We start from the raw sequence: 6,462 nt of genomic DNA, 5'->3' as shown, positions 1-6,462 counted from the left end.
CAGGCGGCACCGAGGCCGCGCCACGCCGAGCCGGCCGGACCCCGGCCCGCTGCCGTGTCTGCGGACGCACCCTGCGGGACGCCGGCGACATGAAGCTGATGCGCTGCGAGGACTGCCCCTCCGACATGGACGAGGGCCTCTACGAGCGACTGCGCGAGTGGCGCGCGGCCCAGGCGCAGCGCAGCGGCCAACCTGACTTCTGTGTCTTCACCGACCGGACGCTCATGGCGATCGCGGAAGCGGGGCCGAGCACTCCGGTGGAACTGGGTCGCATCCCCGGTGTCCGCGCCCGCAAGCTGCAGCGGTACGGCGCTGATGTTCTCGACATCTGCGCAGGTCGGGAGCCCGGGTGCGAGGACGAGAACGACTGATACGAACTCGTCGAAAAAATAGTTTGCGCATGCCCCAGCAATCCCCATAGGTTCTTAGGCACGAGAGCAGCGGCCTTCTCGAAGGCCCCGGTTTCGTGGTGTACTTCATATCCGTCGGATTGGCTTGCGCCGGTCCCCATAGACGCCGAGAGGAGGCGAGTCCAGTGATCAGCATCAACACCAGCTTCACCAGCACGGTCAAAATGACCGATCGCTCGGCCGTCTCCCTGTGCCTGCTCGGCGTCTCGAACCTGGGTACCGGTCTGTCCGCCATCAGTGGCGGCCGTCCGGCGTCCTCCGTGTCTCTGGCGGGTCTTCCCGTCCGTGAGCGCAATGAGCGACCGACCAGGGCACTGGAAGCGGCAGTAGAGGCACAGGCCCAGGCCTATGCCTTCGCGGCAGCCGGTGCCGGATTCCGGAAGCAGACGACGCAGCATCACCTGATGTGGGCCTTCCGTGGGCCTGAACCCTGGAGTGATCCAGCCTGATCGACGATCAGGCCGGCGCCTTCAGGGCCGCGGAACCCCATCCGGGATCCGCGGCCCTTCTGTTTGTCCCCGACCGGGGACTACAGAGCGAAGGGGCCTCGGGACAAGAAAAGAACCCGGTACCAGCCGCCACCGGCCAACAGGCCGGAACGACCAGACGAGGAAGACGAACCGTGCAACTCGAAGCGCACGCCCCGTCCGTACCGCCTTCCGAAACGATCTCCCCGCCCGGCCTCACGGAGGACTCCACCTTGACCCCGCTCACCGCGCTCACCGCGCTCGACGACGCCATCGAGAACCTCGGCGTACCCGTCCCCTGCCGCTCTTACGACCCGGAGGTCTTCTTCGCCGAGTCGCCGGCCGATGTCGAGTACGCCAAGTCCCTCTGCCGCACCTGCCCACTGATGGAGGCCTGCCTCGCCGGCGCCAAGGAGCGGCGTGAGCCCTGGGGCGTCTGGGGTGGCGAGCTCTTCGTCCAGGGTGTCGTCGTGGCCCGCAAGCGGCCTCGTGGTCGCCCGCGCAAGAACCCGGTCACGGCATGAACATCACCGGAACGATCGACCGCCCCCTCACGCACGATCCCAAGAAGCAGGCCCCGATGAAGCCGTCCGCGAGCGAGCCCGTCGGCTCCGCGACTCCAGACTTCACCACCACCGGCGCGAACGCCTCGCGTCAGAACAGGACCCGAGAGATGCATCTCATGCCAGAAGCCCTGGCTCGTGCGCATATGCACGAGCGCCTGCACCAGGCCGAGCAGGAGCGCCGGGCCATGCGTCTGGCGGTCGCCCGCCGGATGCAGCGCCGGGCCGAGCGCGCGTCGATGCGCGCCCGCCGTGCGCTTGCCATGGCGGTCATGCAGTAGCCGCCACGCGGCAACCGGCATAACCAGCCTGGTCAGGAACGCCAGAACCACCGATAGAAGTGGCTCTCCGCGGGGGCCGGTCCGAAAGGACCGGCCCCCGCGGTGCGTGGTGACCACTGATCCGTCGACCGCGGCGATATCGTCGCCGAGTGACGAGTCTTTCCGGGGACAGCGACAACGGCGGCTCCGCCGCAGAACCCCAGACCCTCATGTGCGCCCGCTGCGGCACCACCGCCGAAACCCCGCAGTCCCTGTGGATCTGCTCCGTGGAGAACGGCGGACGGCACTACTTCTGCGACACCTGCGCCCGGGAGAACCTGCGAGCGATCGAGGGCAGGCTGGACTCGGCCTGGTGGTGAGCCTCGGGCCGGCACTCTTTGCGTGATACGGATCCCGGTCCTGACCCGGATCGCGGAGACCGTGGACGAACCGCCCCTGCCCGAGCCATCGCCGCTCGACCCGTCGCCGCTCGAAGGTTACGCCTCCGCGGCCGACTCGCCCTCCTCCTCGAACTCTTCGATCAGGAAGCCAGGCAGCCATTCCTCCAGTTCGTCGCGCATACGGACCGTCGCGCCGAGTTGGCACAGGACGCCGATGGTGCTCAGGGTCACCCGGTGGATGAGGAGGTAGGACGGCGGCAGGTTCAGCTGCTTGCCCAACTGGTGGGCGGGGGAGCGGGGGTCGGCGATGCGAGCGGCCTGGCTGCGCATCCAGCCGCGGGCGAAGGAGAACTCGTCGGCCCGGACCGGTTCGATGATGGGGTGGAGATAGTCGAGGACCGCGTCCGGGTCCAGGTCTATCGACTCCTTCACGAAGCCCTCGGTGCGGAGCATCTCGTAGACGGCCTCGGCATCGCCCTCGATCGTCAGCCGCAGAGCCTCACCGATCGGGTTCGGCAGGCCGCCCGGCAGACGGTCCACCGTGCCGAAGTCGAGGACGCCGAGACGCCAGCCGCACTTCTCGTCCGGCAGGAGGCGGAAGTTGCCCGGATGCGGGTCGGCGTGCAGGAGGCCGGTGCGGGCCGGGCCTGAGAAGAGGAAGCGGGTCAGCAACTGGCCCGCCCGGTCGCGCTGCTCCTGAGAGCCGTCGGTGATCACTTCCGAGAGAGGGGTGCCCTCCATCCACTCGGTCACCAGTACCTGATCGCACTGGTGCACCACAGCCGGGACCACGACGTCCGGGTCACCCGCGAACTCCTCCGCGTGCGCCTGCTGGGCCTGGGCCTCCAAGCCGTAGTCGAGCTCTTCGGAAACACGGTCCCGCAGCTCAGCGATGAGCGGCTTGATGTCCATCCCGGGGATCAGCGGGCCCAGCAGACGAGCGAACCGGCTGAGTTGGCCGAGGTCGGAGAGCAGGGCCTCGCCCGCGCCCGGGTACTGCACCTTCACCGCGACCGTGCGACCGTCGTGCCACACCGCGCGGTGCACCTGGCCGATCGAGGCCGCGGCGGCCGGCTTCTCCTCGAACTCCAGGAACAGCTTCTGCCAGTCCTTTCCGACGCGTTCCTCCAGTACGGAGTGGACCGTGCGGGTCGGCATCGGGGGCGCGGCGTCCTGGAGCTTCGTCAGGGCCGCACGGTAGGGGCCCGCCACCTCCTCGGGGAGTGCCGACTCGAAGACGGACAGGGCCTGCCCGAACTTCATCGCGCCGCCCTTCAGCTCTCCGAGGACCTTGAACAACTGTTCCGCCGTGCGCTGCTGGAGTTCGCGGCCCACGAGCTCCGCCGACTCGCCGACGATTCGCTTGCCGAGTCCCCAGGTGGCCCGGCCTGCGATGCCGAGCGGAAGCGCGGCGAGCTTGGCGGTCCGGGTGACCGCCTTGCGGGGAAGATCAGACATGCGCCCTCCAAGTCCCAGCAGGCCGTGCCGCGTGTGCCGTGCGGGACAACCTCGTTGACCGCTGTTGCCCTGCCATTGTCTCGTGCGCCTGCCCGTCCTTTGGGGTGTGTTCCCCGTTACGTTTTGCGGCGGCACCCTTTTCCGCGGCTGCGCAGGAGCATGCCGGGTGGGGCCACACCGGGCGCGGGTGCCAGTCGAACCCCGGTACCGAGACCTCCCAGCGGGCGCCCGTGCTGGACGGCATCTGCCCGTCGAGGAACGCGAGCGCATGCCCTGCGGCCAGTCCGGCGACGGTCGTGGCCAGGGTGAGATCGCAGGCTTCGAGCTGGTGCGGGCGCCCGGACCTCCACTGGGCGACCAGCCGCGGCCAGGTCCCGTCGCGATCGGCACGGCTCTGGTCCAGACAACCCGCGCAACCCGTCTCGCCTGGCAGAACCAGGGGACCGACCACGCCTGTCCCCTCCACCACCCCGGCATAGAGGTGCGGTGTGCCCGAGGCGATGAGTGGCTCGGCGGCCCCGGGCTTGGGGGCGTGGACGTCGACTCCGTCGCGTGGGGCGAGGATCACCAGTGAGAAACCGGGCTCCTCGCGGAGTCGGTTCATCGGCATGTCCTCGGACGGGTCCGCGGGCTGCCGTGGTCCGCGGCGGCGGCGTCGGGGCGGGCGATCGGGTGCCGCGTGGCGAGCGGCTCGGCGTGCCGCCATGTCCCTGCGCTCGCCGATGGACTCGGCCGGCAGACCACCAGGCGTCACGTCCCACGGCTCGACCCGGCCGACATCGCGGACGTCGACCTCGCCGACGCCGGCCGCCGAGAGCAGGGAGGCGAGCACCGCTCCCACCCGGCCCGCGCCCCGTACCTGCACTCTCAGTGACCGGCGGGCGGCCAGACGCTGCATGGCGTCGCCCGGCTCGGGCTCGATCAGAGAAAGTGCGGCGGCGTCTGGGCGCAGGCGGTCCATGACCTCGGGTTTGGCACGCAGGTCGTCCGCGGCCGGACCGCCGCCTGTCGCGTCGTCCAGCAGGCCGGATCGGGAGAGGCGGTCCACCAGGCCGTCCACATGACCGTCCGGCAGGCCCATGCGGCGTCCCTCGTCGCGCAGGAGCGGCAGTCCGCGCGTGCCGTCGAGCAAGGCGAGGAAACTGCCTGTCGCCGTGTCCATCGGGCCCAACACCATGGCATGTGCCGGTGCCAGACCGAACTGCACGGTGTTGAGATCCCGCCAGCCGCGCCGAAGCGCGGGCTTCACCATCGGATGCATGATCGGCCCCCGTAGCCAGAGATAGGTCCCCGTGTGCCGACGGTGCGAGCGCCTGATCCGCCGACGAGTGCCAGCATGCACGGACCGCGACGACGCCTGTCGAGAGTTGTCCACAGGTGACGGCATCCGTAGTACAAATCAGGCGCTCGGGGTGCGGATCGATATCGAACCGTCCCGGAGGAGGGACTTTCCCCGTGTGCAGCGGGTAACGTCGGGGCGTGCCCGCCGACCCCCTGCACCGCGCCGGAAAGCCACAGCGCAGCACGACGAGCCAGCCGCCAAGCGGCTCGCGGGCGAGCGCGATCGAAGTCCGCAGGAGCGCGCGACGGCGCAGAACGGTCTCTGCGTACCGCGAGGGCGATCGCACCGTCGTGCTTATCCCCGCTCGGATGTCCGAGGCGGAGGAGCAGCGCTGGGTGACCGTCATGCTCGACAAGCTGGCCGCGCAGGAAAGCAAACGACGCCTCGGCGACGCCGAACTGGCGGAGCGCGCCGCCCGGCTCTCGGACCAGCACTTCGGCGGTCGCGCCCGGCCCACCTCGGTCCGCTGGGTCACCAACCAGAACACCCGCTGGGGCTCGTGCACCCCCGCCGAGGGCAGCATCCGCCTTTCGCACCGGCTGCAGGGCATGCCCGAGTACGTCGTCGACTACGTCCTCCTCCACGAACTCGCCCACTTGCTCGTACCAGGTCACGGGCCCCGTTTCTGGCAGCTGCTGGAGGCCTATCCCCGCACCGAGCGTGCGCGCGGCTACCTCGAAGGGGTGGTCGCCGCCGACCGGCTGCCGCATCTGCCGGTCGCCGGGGACGAGTGACACCACCACGCGGCCGCTCAGCGGAACGCGGTTCGCGACCTGTGGCCTGAAGGCGGGGCAGGGCCCCCGCCCCGAGAACGAGCGATACGGAACGGGTGTCCCACGCGCGCGTGTGCGGTTGTGAGGCTCATGACCCAAGTCGCGCTTTTGTACCGGCTCTGTACCAGCCTCGTACGTCTCAGGACTTTGCGGTTAGCCTGGCGCGACGCACTCGCAGGCGCACGCACTTTCGGGATGGGGGACGGTCGTTACGCATGGCCAGGGAATTCCAACGCGGCCACAAGGCCAAGATCAGTGACCTCACCGCGGGTACGGACCTGTACGTAGGTGTACAGATCTCCGGCCCCGGGCTGAGCTTCGACATCAGCTGCTTCGGTCTGGACGCCGACGAACGGCTGTCGGACGACCGCTACTTCATCTTCTTCAACCAGCCGAAGTCCCCCGAGGAGTCGATCCAGCTCCTGGGTACCCAGTCGGGTGACACGGAGTCCTTCCGCGTCACTCTCGACAGGATTCCGCCCGGCATTCAGAAGCTGTCCTTCACGGCGACGATCGACGGCAACGGGCAGATGTCGCAGATCGCCCCCGGTTACGTCCGAATCGTCGCGGGTGGCGAGGAGGTGGCCCGGTACCCGTTCGACGGCTCGGAGTTCTCCACCGAGCGTGCCGTGATGCTGGGCGACTTCTACCTGAAGGACGTGTGGCGGTTCGCGGCCGTCGGGCAGGGCTTCGACGGCGGCCTCGACGCGCTGCTGAAGAACTTCGGCGGCGAGGTCGCCGAGGAGGAGCCCGCCGCCGCACCGCAGCAGCCGCAGGCCGACGAGGCG

9 protein-coding genes are annotated in these 6,462 nt (G+C 69.4%); 7 read left to right on the top strand and 2 right to left on the bottom strand.

Features of this window, described 5'->3' with window-relative positions; translation table 11 throughout:
- The 5 genes from AWZ10_RS08150 to AWZ10_RS08130 all read left to right on the top strand — a co-directional run.
- Positions 1-371, top strand: a 371-nt coding sequence (locus AWZ10_RS08150; protein WP_208618464.1) for an HRDC domain-containing protein, incomplete at its 5' end; no start/stop codon positions are given.
- Positions 372-535: 164 nt separating this feature from the next.
- Positions 536-859 carry a hypothetical protein gene (locus AWZ10_RS08145; protein WP_046704454.1) on the top strand — a complete coding sequence of 108 codons (324 nt, stop codon included), beginning with the start codon at positions 536-538 and terminating at the stop codon, positions 857-859.
- Positions 860-1,032: 173 nt separating this feature from the next.
- Positions 1,033-1,401 (top strand): WhiB family transcriptional regulator, encoded by a 369-nt coding sequence (locus AWZ10_RS08140; RefSeq protein WP_037695023.1) that lies wholly within the window; start codon positions 1,033-1,035, stop codon positions 1,399-1,401.
- The gene (locus AWZ10_RS08135) at positions 1,398-1,721 is read left to right on the top strand and encodes a hypothetical protein (protein WP_037695026.1); all 324 of its coding nucleotides are present in this window, start codon (positions 1,398-1,400) and stop codon (positions 1,719-1,721) included. The genes AWZ10_RS08140 and AWZ10_RS08135 overlap by 4 nt, the downstream gene beginning before the upstream one ends.
- A 149-nt stretch (positions 1,722-1,870) precedes the next feature.
- Positions 1,871-2,080: a hypothetical protein gene (locus tag AWZ10_RS08130; protein WP_046704453.1), complete on the top strand. Its 210-nt coding sequence runs from the start codon at positions 1,871-1,873 to the stop codon at positions 2,078-2,080.
- Positions 2,081-2,197: 117 nt separating this feature from the next.
- Here the strand turns inward: AWZ10_RS08130 and AWZ10_RS08125 are convergent, their stop codons facing one another.
- Both AWZ10_RS08125 and AWZ10_RS08120 read right to left on the bottom strand, forming a co-directional pair.
- Positions 2,198-3,559 (bottom strand): ABC1 kinase family protein, encoded by a 1,362-nt coding sequence (locus AWZ10_RS08125; RefSeq protein ID WP_046704452.1) that lies wholly within the window; start codon positions 3,557-3,559, stop codon positions 2,198-2,200.
- Positions 3,552-4,820, bottom strand: coding sequence for a TOMM precursor leader peptide-binding protein (locus AWZ10_RS08120; protein WP_060890762.1), 1,269 nt, complete (start codon positions 4,818-4,820; stop codon positions 3,552-3,554). The genes AWZ10_RS08125 and AWZ10_RS08120 overlap by 8 nt, the downstream gene beginning before the upstream one ends.
- 218 nt (positions 4,821-5,038) lie before the next feature.
- Between AWZ10_RS08120 and AWZ10_RS08115 the strand changes: the two genes are divergently transcribed.
- The gene (locus tag AWZ10_RS08115) at positions 5,039-5,635 is read left to right on the top strand and encodes a M48 metallopeptidase family protein (RefSeq protein ID WP_078935309.1); all 597 of its coding nucleotides are present in this window, start codon (positions 5,039-5,041) and stop codon (positions 5,633-5,635) included.
- A gap of 254 nt (positions 5,636-5,889) precedes the next feature.
- Positions 5,890-6,462 (top strand): TerD family protein (locus tag AWZ10_RS08110; protein WP_167365930.1); only part of this gene is annotated, 573 nt, incomplete at its 3' end.

This window comes from Streptomyces europaeiscabiei (genome assembly GCF_001550375.1).
Classification (GTDB): domain Bacteria; phylum Actinomycetota; class Actinomycetes; order Streptomycetales; family Streptomycetaceae; genus Streptomyces; species Streptomyces europaeiscabiei.
Note: the sequence above shows the minus strand (reverse complement) of the source record. Positions and strands in the feature narration are given on the sequence as shown.

What these genes read in the sequence shown, in the direction of transcription:
- AWZ10_RS08135 (WP_037695026.1), top strand. Translation starts at nt 1,398, where the DNA reads ATGAACATCACCGGAACGATCGACCGCCCCCTCACGCACGATCCCAAG.
- AWZ10_RS08125 (WP_046704452.1), bottom strand. Translation starts at nt 3,559, where the DNA reads ATGTCTGATCTTCCCCGCAAGGCGGTCACCCGGACCGCCAAGCTCGCC.
- AWZ10_RS08120 (WP_060890762.1), bottom strand. Translation starts at nt 4,820, where the DNA reads ATGCATCCGATGGTGAAGCCCGCGCTTCGGCGCGGCTGGCGGGATCTC.